The 13,886-nt window shown below is 67.2% G+C and carries 14 protein-coding genes; 8 read left to right on the forward strand and 6 right to left on the reverse strand.

All coding sequences use genetic code 11. The annotated features are described in order from the left end of the window. Positions 1-140: 140 nt before the first annotated feature. The 6 genes from C468_RS13760 (at position 141) to C468_RS13785 (ending at position 6,266) form a co-directional block, all read left to right on the forward strand. On the forward strand, positions 141-515 hold the full coding sequence (locus tag C468_RS13760; RefSeq protein WP_008849508.1) for a PadR family transcriptional regulator: 375 nt from the start codon (positions 141-143) through the stop codon (positions 513-515). Then, positions 512-1,417: a hypothetical protein gene (locus C468_RS13765; RefSeq protein WP_008849509.1), complete on the forward strand. Its 906-nt coding sequence runs from the start codon at positions 512-514 to the stop codon at positions 1,415-1,417. The genes C468_RS13760 and C468_RS13765 overlap by 4 nt, the downstream gene beginning before the upstream one ends. After that, positions 1,414-2,490, forward strand: coding sequence for a tyrosine-type recombinase/integrase (locus tag C468_RS13770; protein WP_008849510.1), 1,077 nt, complete (start codon positions 1,414-1,416; stop codon positions 2,488-2,490). The genes C468_RS13765 and C468_RS13770 overlap by 4 nt, the downstream gene beginning before the upstream one ends. 562 nt (positions 2,491-3,052) lie before the next feature. After that, positions 3,053-3,994 carry a hypothetical protein gene (locus C468_RS13775; protein ID WP_008849511.1) on the forward strand — a complete coding sequence of 314 codons (942 nt, stop codon included), beginning with the start codon at positions 3,053-3,055 and terminating at the stop codon, positions 3,992-3,994. After that, positions 3,994-4,587 (forward strand): gluconate 2-dehydrogenase subunit 3 family protein, encoded by a 594-nt coding sequence (locus tag C468_RS13780; RefSeq protein ID WP_008849512.1) that lies wholly within the window; start codon positions 3,994-3,996, stop codon positions 4,585-4,587. Before C468_RS13775 ends, C468_RS13780 begins: the two co-directional genes overlap by 1 nt. Beyond that, entirely contained in the window at positions 4,584-6,266 is a 1,683-nt protein-coding gene (locus tag C468_RS13785) for a GMC family oxidoreductase (RefSeq protein ID WP_049912239.1), read from the forward strand. Before C468_RS13780 ends, C468_RS13785 begins: the two co-directional genes overlap by 4 nt. Positions 6,267-6,685: 419 nt before the next feature. On the opposite strand, the gene C468_RS13790 is transcribed toward C468_RS13785, so the two are convergent. Next, entirely contained in the window at positions 6,686-6,883 is a 198-nt protein-coding gene (locus C468_RS13790; RefSeq protein ID WP_008849514.1) for a DUF5800 family protein, read from the reverse strand. A gap of 90 nt (positions 6,884-6,973) precedes the next feature. After that, positions 6,974-7,156 (reverse strand): DUF5786 family protein, encoded by a 183-nt coding sequence (locus tag C468_RS13795; protein WP_008003716.1) that lies wholly within the window; start codon positions 7,154-7,156, stop codon positions 6,974-6,976. 153 nt (positions 7,157-7,309) lie between these two features. On the opposite strand from C468_RS13795, the gene C468_RS13800 reads away from it, so the two are divergent. Beyond that, positions 7,310-8,515 carry a polymer-forming cytoskeletal protein gene (locus C468_RS13800; RefSeq protein ID WP_008849515.1) on the forward strand — a complete coding sequence of 402 codons (1,206 nt, stop codon included), beginning with the start codon at positions 7,310-7,312 and terminating at the stop codon, positions 8,513-8,515. A 32-nt stretch (positions 8,516-8,547) separates the two neighbouring features. Here C468_RS13800 and C468_RS13805 read toward each other — a convergent pair whose 3' ends face one another. Then, positions 8,548-9,312, reverse strand: a complete 765-nt coding sequence (locus C468_RS13805; protein WP_008849516.1) for a ribonuclease H-like domain-containing protein — start codon at positions 9,310-9,312, stop codon at positions 8,548-8,550. 122 nt (positions 9,313-9,434) lie between these two features. On the opposite strand from C468_RS13805, the gene C468_RS13810 reads away from it, so the two are divergent. Then, a complete protein-coding gene (locus C468_RS13810; RefSeq protein WP_008849517.1) occupies positions 9,435-10,181 on the forward strand; it encodes an SOS response-associated peptidase in 747 nt (248 codons plus the stop codon). Positions 10,182-10,217: 36 nt separating this feature from the next. Here C468_RS13810 and C468_RS13815 read toward each other — a convergent pair whose 3' ends face one another. From C468_RS13815 to C468_RS13825, 3 genes are all read right to left on the reverse strand, one after another. Beyond that, positions 10,218-11,672 carry a small ribosomal subunit Rsm22 family protein gene (locus C468_RS13815; RefSeq protein WP_008849518.1) on the reverse strand — a complete coding sequence of 485 codons (1,455 nt, stop codon included), beginning with the start codon at positions 11,670-11,672 and terminating at the stop codon, positions 10,218-10,220. Positions 11,673-11,697: 25 nt separating this feature from the next. Continuing rightward, positions 11,698-12,471: a prephenate dehydrogenase gene (locus C468_RS13820; RefSeq protein ID WP_008849519.1), complete on the reverse strand. Its 774-nt coding sequence runs from the start codon at positions 12,469-12,471 to the stop codon at positions 11,698-11,700. 97 nt (positions 12,472-12,568) lie between these two features. Continuing rightward, the gene (locus C468_RS13825) at positions 12,569-13,849 is read right to left on the reverse strand and encodes an MFS transporter (RefSeq protein ID WP_008849520.1); all 1,281 of its coding nucleotides are present in this window, start codon (positions 13,847-13,849) and stop codon (positions 12,569-12,571) included. Between the last annotated feature and the right edge of the window lie 37 nt (positions 13,850-13,886).

Genomic DNA, 13,886 nt, shown 5'->3' on the forward strand with positions numbered 1-13,886 from the left:
CAAAATCCGGGGACGGTACAGGGGCCGGGACCATCCGGAACCGTTCGGAACCGTGCGGGCCACAGTAATCCGTGCGTCGGGGCGACTCCGACGCATGCCCGTTCACGACGGCGCGACCAGCACCGCGCGACGACTGACCGATGACGACTGACGACACCACCATGAGCGACGCACATACCCAGCCGACAGACGAGCCGCACAGCGACGAGACCACCTGGTACGACCTCCTCGGGTTCCAGCGCGACCTCCTCCTGGTCGCCGCCGAGGTCGAAGGCGAGGAGCTGCCGAAGGGACTGACGCTGATGAGCCGCCTCGAAGACCGGTACTCCGACCCGATCAACCACGGCCGGCTGTACAGCAACCTCGGCGACCTCGAAGAGGAGGGCCTGATCGAGACGGAACAGTTCGACGGCCGGACGAACGCCTACCGAATCACCGATCGCGGTCGCGAGCTACTGTCACGAGGTCGTGACAGTCTCGATTCCGCACTAGAAGGTGAGGGGGTGGACGAATGAGCCCGACCGTCGACGTCGAAGTCCGCCGGAACCGCCACGGCTCGGTGCTGGCGTACGCGGACCGCGACCGCGCGGCGCGCCTCCTCGCGGACCATCGGGCCGTGCTCCAGTCGCTCTACGACCTCGTCGACCGCCGGCACGGGTCGGACGGCGAGACCGTCGCGCGCCTCGCTGTTCGCGAAGACTCGCGAATCGTCGACGAACTCGACCTCCGGGACCGGTTCCGGCGCGACCTCGAGGCTGACCGCGCGATCGCGCTCGTCGAGGACCTCCGGTACCACGCCGGCGAGCGCGAGCTCGTGACTGACGGCGGAACCGATCTGTGCGGAGACGAGAGCCGCTTCTTCTGGACTGGTGAGGAGTGTCCGGACTGTGGCGGGGACCTGGAACAGCAGGACGAACACAACGTGATGTGCCTGACCTGCGAGGCGGTCTTCCAGCACCTCCTCACGGAGAGCGAGCATGTCCTGCACACTCCTGAACGTGACGAGAGCGTCAGGAAGCCCCGGGCCGTGACGGATGGTGGCCCGGAGTCCGAAAAGAACTGGATGCAGAGCCTCCTCGGGGCAGCGAGCCAATTCGAGGAGGAACACGACGACTTGGAGGTAATCCTTGAGGGAGCGATCGGCTTCCACACGTTCTATGTCGCGGACGGAGACGATCCGACTCGTGGCGTGAAGACCGCCCTCTACAGCGGACTCAACGATCTCCTAGAGGAGGTCAGCGTCGACGCCGATACCGTTCGGCTGAACCACGGCGCTGTGACGCCGGAAACCGTTCGCCAGGAGACGGTGGACCAGATAGCGGAGTTCACGTACGTTCCCGAATCGCTTGCAGAATCCATCGGTGAGAGCGTCGAGGAACGCGTTCGGCAGAACCTGAACGGGGAGGATTCTCGATGAGCCGAAAGGGCTCCTCGCCGCCCGCGAACCCGTCCGATCTCTCCCCGCGGCAGGCCCGCGACCGGTTCCTCGAGAAGCGGTCGATGGAGAACTCGGCGAAGACGATCCGGAGCTACAACAACCGCCTCACCCGGTGGGTCCACTGGTGCGAAGAGCGCGGCGTCGAGCGCGTCGGCGACCTCTCCGGCTGGCTGTTCGACGAGTACGAGCGCCACCTCCGCGCAGAGGAGAACGCCCCGGCCACGGTGAAGGGGAAGATGACCGCCGTCTCGCAGGTGGTCCAGTACCTCGCGACGATCGAGGCCGTCGACGAGGACCTCCCGGAGAAGGTCCACGTCCCGAAGCTCACCCGGTCGCAGGAGACGAGCGACACGATGCTCGACACCGAGGACGCGAAGCAGCTCCTCGAGTTCTACCGGAACGATCCGGCCCGCTTCGGCACCCCGCCGCACGCCGTCCTCGAGGTGTTCTGGAACACGGGCTGCCGGCTCGGCGCGGTCGTGGGGCTCGACCTCGCTGATTACGACCCGGAGAACGGGTATCTCGACTTCAACCACCGGCCCGAGTCGGGGACGCCCCTCAAGAACAACGAGCAGGGCGAGCGCGTCGTCCGTATCTCGGAGCCAGTCGTCGACGCCCTGGACACGTACATCGCTCGCGAGCGATCGGACAAGCGCGACGAGTACGGTCGGGAGCCGTTGTTCGCTGGCCGTCAGGGGCGCGTCACGGACACGACGATCCGTTCGTGGACGTATCAGGGGACACAGCCCTGTCTCTACATGGAGTGCCCGCACGGGCGTCGTCGACGGAACTGCAAGTTCACGGAGCGCTCGCACGCCTCGAAGTGCCCCTCCTCGCGGGCGCCCCACCACATCCGGACGGGGTCGCTCACGTGGCACTGCGACCGCGGGCTCCCGATCGAGGTGATCAGCGAGCGCGTCGACGCGGACCCGGACACGATCAAGCGCTACTACGACAAGGCGGACCGGCACCGGAAAATGGCAGAACGCCGAGAGGAGTACACTGCGGACCTCGATATCGCCGGAATCGGCGATGAGGAGGACGACTCATGACAACGACACCGAAGACGGGTATCTCAGAGTACCGACATAGGGGATTTTTGAATTTGGTTCGTCCCTCCGGCCCCACTACCCTGTTCCTCAACCGCTGAGCGTGCCGAAAAGAGGCATATTAGCAGATGAATTATTATCCAGTTACGACAATTTAAGAACTGAGGTATCTCCTTCATCGATCGCACCCGCTGTCGTGTTCGGTGAATCGAATATCTATTCAGTAGGTATCGCTGGGAAGCGGCTGCCGAGTTGTTGACGAACAGATCGGACTCGGAATGGTCTGGCTGTTGATTGAATTGGCGTGTGGGCCTCTCGCAGTGGTGCACGTAAATATCGTACAAACCCGACAGTTTTGCAAGTGTCAATCTGGACCCGAGAGGCGAGTCTCCGATGTATGCATAACGAGCGGCCATTGAAGCCAATTAAACGTCTGCTACTGCTGGGTTCACGTTTTATAAACTCCCGCGATCTGCCACGGGCAATAGCTTTCGGAGATACCGGTCGATTCACTGCGGGTAAAAAGGTCATTAACAATACATTACCACACATATCATCGAGGTGAATGTTTGAAAAACTCAGAATGTTCGAGGCGATCCGCATCAATCCGACGCACCTTGCCCTCGCAACCGTTGCAGGAACGTTGGCGGTCGGAATAGCAGCAGAGACGGCGACTTCAATGGCTTACGTCGGTGGCGTCTTTGTCGTTGCAGGATTTCTCACCGGACTCGTGGCACCGCTCGGTGGCGTCACCGGCCTCGTCGTCTACGACCTCTTCCAAGGGACAGTCGGGTATTCGACGCTGGGTACGGCGGCGTGGATACTGGTCTTTACCGGGTTGGTCGCGTGGCTCACTGGGCCAATAGCTACCACGTCTGAGAGACTTGAGCTCCGATCGATACGCCGAACGGTACCAGCCGACATCGGGGTGCTCATGATCGCTGGAATTCACGCGACGGCATTTGCGGCGTGGCTGGTGATGCTGCTCGGATGGCGTCGCTTCTACACGGCCGCGCTCGGGTTCCTTCCCGGGGTCGCCGTGGCGATAGGGGTCTGTACACTCGTACTGGTTACTGTGGTCGTTGTACGGTCTCTTGACCGGCTTCCGGATCGAAATTACACCTTCGACCTCGGCTCGCTCAACCCGGCGGCACCCGACCGAGGCCGCTCTGCGAAGCGCAGCACTGCGGTGACTGCCGGTGCATTCGTTATCGGTACCGGATGGTTGGGAGGAACGTTTGCATTCGACATCTTCGTTCACGACCTGGGGATCTTCGCGACGGCGGACGAATTCCGCGCTTTCGTCGCCGAATTCCTCGGTACCAGTTCGCCGATCGCAGCCGTTGGGACGTCTCTCCTCGTCAGCGTGTATCGATACGGTGAACTGGCAGTGCTCCTCTCGGCACCACTCGCGATGCTCGCTCTCTGGGGGTGGTGCAACTATCACAAACTGATATTGTCGTCCACGATCCGTAGCATCAAAACGATCAGTGGGGGATCGACCTAATGACCGATGATCAGCACGGAGCGACCGATTCTGTGCTAACCAGACGGAGATTTTTCACGGCTCTCGGGGGCACAAGCCTGGCAGCGACGGTCTATGAATACGGAATCGGTTCCGACAGATCGCTTCAATCCGCCACGGAGACGCAGGATAGCAGGCATCCGGCGTCCCAATACCACATCGATGTGATGACGGCTATCGCTGAGGCGGTGTATCCGTCGGCTGTCTCCGTCGAGAGTTCATTCATCGAGAGCCGTGTATTCGGCAGGGTCGAACCGAAACCGAATCATTTTGAGAATCTCCTGACCAGTATCGAAGCGGTCGACGGTCATTCCAGAGCGCGGTTCGGCGGCGCGATCCCCGACATATCGCCAGGTCGCCGGCGGAAAGTCTTGCAATCGATGGGTGTGACGGCGGTACATCCCAACGCCGACGGGACGACTGCGGAACAGGTTCGCTTCTACGTCGTGAACGACCTGCTGTACGCGCTGTTTACCTCCCCTGCTGGAGGCGAGCTGATGGGAGTCGACAACCCTCCCGGGTATCCCGGGGGGCGAGACGCCTACCAGCGAGGGCCCGACGGAGGTGAACGATGACGGGAGCAGACGACCGATCGCCGACCGACGCCGATGTCTGTATCGTCGGAGCTGGCCCGGCCGGAGCGGTCACAGCGTACGACCTTGCGCGGCGAGGACACGACATCGTCGTGCTCGAAGCGGGCGAGCGATTGACTCCCGAGGACCATCACCGACGGATGGAGATGTGGCTGCGCCCAGACCTCGAGCGTAATTCGTTTTGGCTCGATGGCGCGCGGGACGCGTACACGTCTACCGGTGCGATCGATGCGCGGCTCAACGAGACACGCGTGAAAGCAGTGGGTGGCACGTCTGTGCACTGGGACGCAAACACGCCGCGGCTTCACGAGGAGGACTTCGAAATGAACACCCGGTACGGGGTGGCGAAAGACTGGCCGATCAGCTATGACGACCTCCAACCGTATTACGTGCGCGCCGAGCGAGAGATCGGCGTGTCGGGTGCCGACGATAACCCACACGGACCGCCGCGGAAAGAGCCCTATCCGATGGAAGCGTTCCGACCGAGCTACTCGGATTCGCTGTTTGCCGAGGCCTGCGCGGAACTCGAAATCACGATGGCGTCCCAACCGAAGGCGATCAACTCGGAATCGTACGACGATCGCTCCGGATGCGTCGGATACGGGGTCTGCAATGCCTGTCCGTCTGGAGCGAAGTACAGCGCGGAAGTCCACGTACGGAAGGCAGAGGCGGAAGGTGCGCGGATCGTCGATCAGGTGCAGGCGCTCTCCGTGGAACACGACCAGACGGGTGACTACGTGGAATCGGTCGTCTACGCGACCCCTGATGGACGCGAGTATCGTCAAGAGGCCGATCAGTTCGTCATCGCGTGCGGCGGGATCGAAACCCCGCGGCTGCTGTTGTTATCGGACTCGATCGCGTTCCCGGACGGATTGGCCAACTCCAGCGGCGCGGTCGGTCGATATCTCATGGATCACCCCAATGTCACGACGACGGCAACGCTAGATGAGCCGACGCGACAGAGCAACATCGGGTGGGTCTCCAGTCGGAGTGACCAGTTCTACGCCCGCGAGAGCCCCGGCCCCGGAAGCTATCACCTCACGTTCAGTAACACCGCGAAGGTAACATACGGCGGCGCACAGGACAGACGGGCGCCGACGTCTCCGTCGCAGATTCTCGATATTGTCGGGAATCCGACACCAGACGCGCTCGCCGAGCTGGCAACGGATCCGTTGAACGAAACCCCATTAGGCGACAACCTCGACCTTCCCACGACCGATGGGCCGCCGTATCCAATCTCGATACGGGGTGCGGGTGAGATGCTTCCCCGATCCGACAACCGTGTCATGCTGGATGGGTCACGGACCGATAGCCACGGCCGGCCAGTTCCGTCGGTCGACCTCTCTGACGGCGAGCACGAACAGGAGACGATGGAGCACTGTCTAGGGGTTCAAGAATCCGTGTTGACGGAGCTCGGGGCCGAGATTACTGGAGTGTCAACACTCGACGGACGAGGGATGAGCACTCACCACATGGGCACGACGCGAATGGGAACGGATCCGTCCGACAGCGTGGTGAACAGCGAGTGTCGGACGCACGACCTCGAGAACCTCTGGATCGCGTCGTCGAGCGTGTTCACGACCGGCGGCGCGAACAACCCAACTCTCACTATCATTGCCCTCGCGCTGAAGGCGGCAGAGCACATCGACGATCAGCTGTGAGCGTGACCGGCGGGCCCGATATCCCTGCCCATTCAGTCTGGAGAGGACGGAAGAGCGGCAGGACACCGCCGTTATCGTCGCCGTCGTCGGTCCCGTTTTCACCGGTGGTCGCGTTGCCGCCGTGAGAAGTGCCGCCATCGGTCTCATTCCCGCCGGCTCGGGTGCGAGATACGTCTCCCGACGAGTCGCTCTCGTTCCGCCCGTCGCCGCCATCTGCGAAGATGTCTATCTGGGTCGTCTCCTCATGGGTGAGCGCGTCGAGCAGGACAGTGACTCCCCTCGTCGCCCGGGTTCATACTCGCCCGGTCCCGCGAAATCGTAAAATCGTACCGCATCGCCATCGGCTCGCGTACGTTAGGCTCACGCAGCCTATCCCGCCTTCGGCTCGAGCGGAGGCATTTCAACCGAAACGCGGCGATTTACAACACGTCGCCGATCCGCACCGGTTCGCCGTCGAGATCGGGCTCCTCGGCGACGATCTGCAACACCTCGTGGTCGGTGACGTCGCGGTACCCCTTGCCGGTCGCCTCCTCGATCAGGTCCTTTTCGAGCTGGAACTCGGTGCCCTCGTAGACCACGTCGACGCCGTCGTCGGTGAATGTCAGGTCGGTACTCATGCGAAGCGGTAGGCCGCGACCGGATAAAAGGGGCGTGACACGGTCCCGATCGACCCGAGACGCCGTCGATCGCGGTCGGCGGGCGACGGTCTACTCGTCGTCTTCGTCGTCTTTCATCTCGGAGAGGCGCCCGACGAGGTCGTCGGTCGACGCGCCGCCCTCGATGGAGACCTCGCCGTCGTGGTCGTTCTCGTGGACGTTCACGGCGCCGTCGTCGTCGGTGTCAACGTCCTGGTCCTTCTGCTCGCTCTCGTCGTACGATCCGAATCCCATGTCTGACCCTTCAGCGCCGCCCTGAAAAGGGTAGTGACACCGCGGCCGTTCGGCAACGAGCCGCACGCGCGTTCCCGTCGACCGCCCCGTCACCGTCCGACGCCCGTCGGACGACCCCACACGGTTTATACGGGCGGAGGGAGTTCTCCCGGTGTGTCGCTGAGGGGAGGCGGTCCGATAGAGGAGCTCGCCGTCCCGTCCGGGACGACCGTCGAAGAGCACGATCTCGTCACCGACGGCGACGTGCTCGTCGGCGGCCAGTCGACCGTGGAGTTCGGACTCCGCGGCCGCAACGTCGCGCTGGGCGAGCGCGTGAGCGTCGAGAACGACATCGAGGCTGAGGGCGACTGTCGGCTCGACACGTGGTGTTCGGTCGACGGCAACGTCCTCGTCGGCGAGGACGCGTATCTCGGCGAGCGGGTGACCGTCACCGGTCGCCTGATGGTCTCCGGGGACCTCGACATCGGCGACGACGTGACGATCGAGGAGGGGTTCGAGGCGAACGGGTGGATCGTCATCCGGAACCCCGTTCCCACCCTCGTCTTCTACTTCATCGTCCTCTCTCAGCTCCTGCGGCTCGGTGAGACCGACGCGGCCGACGACCTCGCGGAGGCGCTCGCAGACGGCGAGGAGGTGCGCGACCCCCTGCTGGTCCCGCGCGGCGGCGAAATCTCCGACGACGCGTGGCGCGTCTCGACGCCCGCCACGGTCGGCGACGACTGCCGCCTCCACGGCAACCTCCGCGCGGAGTCGATCCGCGTCGGCGAGCGCAACGAGGTGTTCGGTTCCCTCCGCGCCCGCGAGGGGATCACGGTCGGCGCCGACACCACGATCCACGGCGACGTCACCACTCGCGGCGGAACCGTCACGATCGAGGCCGGCGCGCGGGTGCTCGGCGACGTCTCCGCCGGCGACCTCGTCGTCCACGACGGCGCCGAGATCGACGGCACGCTCCGCGCCCGCGGCGAGATGAAACTCGTTCAAGAGACCGGTGGCGACGAGAGCGAGGGCGAGGAGGATGACGCCGACGGGGGCGAGGAGGATGACGCCGACGGGGGCAAGGACGAAGCCGGGAGACCCGACGAGTCCGGCGAAGGCGGGGAGGAGGGCGTGGACGCCGCCGAGGCTGAGGACGCCGACGAGGCGTCAGACGAAAGCGAGGCGTCGGGCAGTGACGATTCTCCGGCCGACGAGGAATCGGAACCGGATACGGGCGACGACGAACCGACGGCCGACGGCCCGGCGACTGAGACGGTGGAAGGGGACGGAACCGCTCGCGAGACCGAGGCCGACGGCGAGGGGTCAGACACCGACGCGGAAGCGACCGAGGAGCGAGACGCCGACGCGGAAGCGACGTAGCCGCAGCGCTTTGTGAGCGTGACCGACCGCGACTACCGCTCGACGGTCTCGCCGACGAACACGTCCTCGTGGAGCGTCTCGGTCACGACGTCCGCGAGCGTTCGGAGGTTCTCCGTGTCCTCGCGGTTGTAGGAGACGAGCGTCTCGAGCGCGTCGTCGTCGCCGCGCTCGTACTCGCGCCAGAGCCGGACCGCGTCCCGGCCCGAGATGTCGGGGCGGTCGCGCTCGATCCCGAGCTGCTTTTCGATCGGTTTCAGTCCCCCGGAGAGCCCGATCCGCTTGCAGGGGTACATGAGATCGAGGTGGGGCGTGTCGATCTCGATGTCGAAGGACGCCTCGAGGAACGGCACGTCGAACCGGGCGCCGTTGAACGTCGCGAGCAGGCTGGCGTCGGCGAAGCGCTCGCGGAGCCGCTCCGCGGTCAGGTCATCGCCGGCGACGAGCGTCGTGGTCTCGCCGTCTCGGTGGAAGCTCACCGTCGTCACCTGATTGCGATGCTCGTCCAGCCCGGTCGTCTCGATGTCGAAGAAGCAGGTCTCCGCGCGGAAGTTCTCGTAGAGCCGCCAGCGCTCCCCGCTTGGGAACGTGCGGTCGAAGTAGGCGGAGTCGCCGTCGTCGAGACGCGTCAGCGCCTCGGCGATGAACGACTCGATCCGGTCGGCAGTGGTCGAGCCGACGCCCGCGACGTCGACGGCGGGGTCGAACGACTCCCACGTGGTGACGCCCTCGCGCCAGAGCCGGCGCTCCGTCGTCTCGCCGACCCCCTCGACCGGGATGAAGCTGTTCTCGATGCGCATGTCCGTCCCGGAGCGACGCGCGGCTAAAAAGTCGGCGGGAGGCGACGGCGAGAACCGCCGCCGCCGGACCACGCCGGGGCCGAGCGGTGTTTAACTAGCGGCGGCCCCAACAGCCGGTGTTCATGTGCGGCCGCTACACCCTCTTCACCCCCGCCGCCGACCTCGAAGCGCGATTCGACGCCGACTTCGCGGGCGTCGAGCCGAGCTACAACTGCGCGCCCGGCCAGGACCTCCCGGTGATCGCCGACGAGGACCCGAGCGCCGCCACGCGGATGGAGTGGGGGCTCACCCCCTCGTGGGCCGACGAGTCGTTCGGCCTCATCAACGCCCGCGCGGAGACGGTCCGCGAGAAGCGGAGCTTCGCCGATGCCTTCGAGCGCCGGCGGTGTCTCGTCCCCGCCGACGGGTTCTACGAGTGGGTCGACGGAGGCAGCAAAGACGGGAGTCGCGGAGGGTCGGGCGGTAAGACCCCGTACCGCGTCGCCTTCGAGGACGACCGCCCGTTCGCGATGGCGGGGCTCTACGAGCGGTGGGAGCCCCCTGAGCCGGAGACGACCCAGACCGGACTCGGCGCGTTCGGCGGCGGAGCGGGGGAGGAAGGCGACTCGGACGACGGTAGCGGCACCATCGAGACGTTCACGATCGTCACCACCGAGCCGAACGACCTCGTCGCCGACCTCCACCACCGGATGGCCGTGGTCCTCGACCCGAGCGAGGAGGAGACGTGGCTCCGCGGCGACCCCGACGAGGCCGCCGCGCTGCTCGACCCCTATCCAGCCGACGAGCTGACGGCCTACCCGGTCTCCACGCGCGTGAACTCGCCCGGCGTCGACGCCCCGGAGCTGATCGAGCCGGTGGGCGGCGGTTAAAAAGACGCACGACGCGGACCGAGAGAGGTCGCCCGCTCAGGGCGCCACGAGGTCGACGACCGTCTCGTCGTCGACGACCACGTTGTACGCGCCCTCGTCGTCGTTCCAGAGGACCAGCCCGTTCTCGACGAAGACCACTGAGCCGTAGTCGGCCGTCCGGAGGTCGTCGTTGAGCACTGTCTCTCGCGTGCAGACGAGGTAGTGGTCGACCGTCTGCGAGCCGTCGCCGACGCGGTAGAGGGCGTTGTCGCCGTCGCTGAGGTCGTGGCTCAGCTTCACGGCGAGGTAGTTCACGCGGCCGGTGACGTGCTCCTCCGAGTCGGCCATGCGCGCGCAGCGGCCGGCGTTCGCCTGCACGTCGACCCGGCGCGTTCCGTCGGGGCGGAGGATCGCGTACGCGAACTGCACGTCGACGTTGACGAACTCGCCCGGCTCGTCCGCGGAGCCACGCTCGGCCGCCTCGTCGAGCCGGCGCTGGAACGGCGGGACCCCGAGGTCGTCGGCCACGTCGAACGACCACCCGCCGTCCGATGGGGTCGCGTCCGGCCACAGTCGGAGCGTGGGCGCGTACGTCTCGACGCCGCTCTCGGGGGTCGCGACCGCGCGCTCCACCTCGCGGAGCCCCATGGCGGTGTTGCGGTCGGCGGGCGCGAACGCGACGACGCTCCCGTCGTCGGCGAGCCGGTCGAGCGCGGCCTCGACGACCTCCGCCGGGTCGTCGAGCTCGGAGAGGACGTTCCCGAACACGACCAGGTCGAACTCGTCGGCGGCGCCCCCGTCGGCCTCGTCCCCCGCCGCTCCGCCGTCGAGTCCGAAGAAGGTCTCCGCCGTCTCCTCGTGGATCGTCGGTCGGAAGTTCCGCCCCGTCTCGTCGAGCAGCCGGTCGAGCACGTCCGTCGCCGCGCTCGGCTCGACGGCGTGGTAGTCGACCACCGCGTCGTCGGGCAGGTAGTCGTGGAGGCCGAGCGCGGGGCCGCCGACGCCCGCGCCCACGTCGAGGACGCGGAGGGTCCGGTCGAGCAGCCCGTTCTCGACGAGGTCATCGAGGACGTAGCCGATCGTCGCGTAGTAGGCCGGGAGATGGTAGACCGCGTACCCGAGCGCCGCGACCCGGTCGTACGCCACGTCGTTCCCGTAGAGGTAGTCGTCCTTCAGCCGGCGCACCGCCTCGCGCAGCTCGTCTCCGGACTCCCCGCGGTGCCAGTTCGCGCCGAACTCACGGACGAGCAGGTCCTCGAGGGCGAACGAGTAGCGCTCGGGGAGCGCGTCCGGCGCCCAGCCGGGGTCGGGGACAGGCTCCTCGGGGACGGGCTCGAAGGCGCCGTCCTCGCGCTCCCGGAGCCTGAGGTCGAACGCCTCCTCGCGGAGCGTCTCGCGGACGACCGCCGGGTGGGCGCCTCCCTCGATGTACTCCGCGATCTCCTCTGGGTCGATCGGTCTGACGTTGCGCAGGTAGTTGGCGTTGTTCCGGACGGCTGCTCTGTCTATCATGAAATCACTGGCGTGGTCGGTCGGCTCACTCGTGTCGCTCCCGCCCCTCGCGGTCGCCGCGGGCGCGCTCGTAGAGGGCGGCGAACGCCTCGGAGTCGGCGTCGGCGATCTCGCGGGCCGCCGCGGCCACGTCGTCGGCGCCGTCGAAGGCGCGCTGGATCTCGGCGTACACCGCGGGCGACCCCTCGGTGACCGTGTCGGCGACCTCGTCGAGCGCGGCCGAGACGGGCGTGTGGAACTCCTCCCGCACGTCCCCGCCGGCGAGCCGCCACGCGAGCACGGCCGCGTGCGCGCCGGCCTGCACCGTCTCCATCGCCTCGTCGTGCTCCGCGGGCGTCGTCTCGAACACCTCGTTGCCCCTGGCCTCGATCGCGGCCGAGATCCCCCCGACGACCGGCCCCTCCGCGTCGACGACCGCGGCGACGTTGCCGGGGACCCGCGGCGGCGCGAACAGCGGGTGGTAGCTCGCGCGCTCGCGGTCCGGCGCGTGCTCGCGCATCGCCGCGACCGCGTCGGTCATCTCGCCGGAGACGTCGAGCATCGCTCGCTCCGCGCGGGGCGCGTACGCCTCGACGGCGGCGGGGACCGCCGACATCGGCACCGCGAGACACACCGCGTCGTGGGTCGTGTCGCCGTCGGCCGGGACCGCCTCCGCGTCGCGGTCGGCGGCCGCGTCGGCGGCGACCGCCGGGTCGCGGTCGGCGAAGGCCACGGTCGCGTCGACCGGCGACTCGTCGGCCGACACGGTGTCGGCGATCCAGCGGCCGATCTCGCCCGCGCCCACCACGAGGAAGTCCATCTATCGTCGGTACGGAGGGGACGAGCGCCTTAAAAGGACTCGACTCGGCCGGCCGCGCGCTGCGGTTCGGGCCTCCTCCCGCGTCGCTCGCGGGGGGTCACTCCGAGTGTGACCGCCCGGTGCCGCCGAGGCCGAGGAGGCCGCCGCCGGGGGCGATCGCTCTCACGGCCGGGAACAGCGCCAAGGCGATGGCGAGCTCGAGGCCGCCGACGGCGAGGAACGCGGTGCCGTACCCGAACGCCTCGGTCGCGCTTCCCCCGATGAGGAAGCCCGCGAGGAAGCCGAGCGAGCCGAACACGTTGAACAGGCCCATCGCCGCGCCGCGGGCCTCCGGCTCGACGAGGTCCGTGACGAGCGCCATCGTCGCCGGGGCCATCAGCGCGCCGCAGACCCCGACCAGCACCATGAGCGCGGCCGCAATCGGGTAGACCGGCGCCGCGCCGACGCCGATCGTGACGACGCCGTACGCGATCGACCCCACCACGACGGGGAGGAAGCGTCCGATCCGGTCCGAAAGGGCGCCGAACGGGGCCTGCAGCAGCGCGAAGGGGACGAAGAAGAGCGCGAGCGTCGCCCCCGCGGCCGCCGCCGAGAGGCCGAACGTCGCCGGGTCCTGGAAGTAGTAGACCCCCACAAGCGCGAAGAACCCGGCCGTGAGCCGGTCGACGAAGCCGAACGCGAGCGGGACCATGAGGCCGCGGGTCGTCCGTGCTCGGGCGAGCACGTCGCGGAAGCCGACCTCGTTCCGGACGCGATCCGCGCCGGCGGCGCCCGTCTCGGCCGACTGATCGACGACGGCTCGCTCCGTGAGGGCCCGGTCGTCGACGGTGGCCGCGAGCAGGCCCGACCCGGCCAGTACCGCGGCGCCGGCGTAGACGGGATAAAACGCGTTCGCGTCGGCGAGCGCCCCGCCGACGACCGAGCCGACCGCCGCGCCGAGCCCGATCGCGACCCCCGCAGCCCCCATGTTGCGCCCGTTACCGCCGCCCAGGTCCATCAGCGAGGTGATCGCCAGCGAGAAGGCGCCGATGGTGAGGGCGCCGCCGCCGATCCGGACCGCGAGCGCCGCCCGGAAGCCGAACCCGAACTCAGGGACCATCGCGAGCGCGACGTACGAGGCTGCGCCCCCGAGCGCGCCGACGACGATCAGGGGCGCCCGCCGGCCGAGCGCGTCGCTCGCGGCGCCCCAGACGACCGCGAAGGTCACGAACGCGCCGAACTCCGCGACGAGGAACCACATCCCGGCGTCGATGCCGGCCGGCGCCCCGAGCGCGACGACCAGATCCGGCACTCCGGGGTATAAAAGGACCTGCGAGATCAGCACGGCGAGTACGACGCCGCCCAGCCGTCGTCGCTCGCCGCGGTCGTCCTCCGTCATTCATTTATAAAACGTGTCGGACGCTCAAAAGGCCGAC

This window comes from Halorubrum kocurii JCM 14978 (assembly GCF_000337355.1).
GTDB lineage: Archaea > Halobacteriota > Halobacteria > Halobacteriales > Haloferacaceae > Halorubrum > Halorubrum kocurii.